The sequence below is a fragment of the Corynebacterium lipophiloflavum DSM 44291 genome (assembly GCF_000159635.1).
GTDB classification, from domain to species: Bacteria; Actinomycetota; Actinomycetes; order Mycobacteriales; family Mycobacteriaceae; genus Corynebacterium; species Corynebacterium lipophiloflavum.
Window position 1 is genome coordinate 1 of sequence record NZ_GG667235.1, and the last position, 301, is coordinate 301.

Sequence of the window (301 nt, forward strand, 5' to 3'; positions counted from 1 at the left end):
AGCGAAGTGCGTGCGACACCGTTGCCAGGAGGCGTTCGGCAGGACCTCGCCGATGGCGTGCTGGATGCCCAAGTGTGCGTCGCTGGTGACCAGGTAGACGTCGTTTAGGCCCCGGGCCTTGAGGTCGCGGAAGAAACCGGTCCAGGAGGCCACGGACTCGGATGTGGCGACCTGCATGCCGAGTAGTTCGCGGTAGCCTTCCGCGTTCACGCCGGTGGCCAGCAGGACGGAGGTCTTGACCACGCGCCCGCCTTCACGGACCTTCATGGTCAATGCGTCGCAGGAAACATAGAGGTAGGGT

At 64.5% G+C, this 301-nt stretch carries 1 protein-coding gene; it reads right to left on the reverse strand.

Annotated elements, in window-relative coordinates:
* Positions 1–301: transposase (locus HMPREF0298_RS11335; RefSeq protein ID WP_211205448.1), on the reverse strand; the 301-nt coding region annotated here is incomplete at both ends.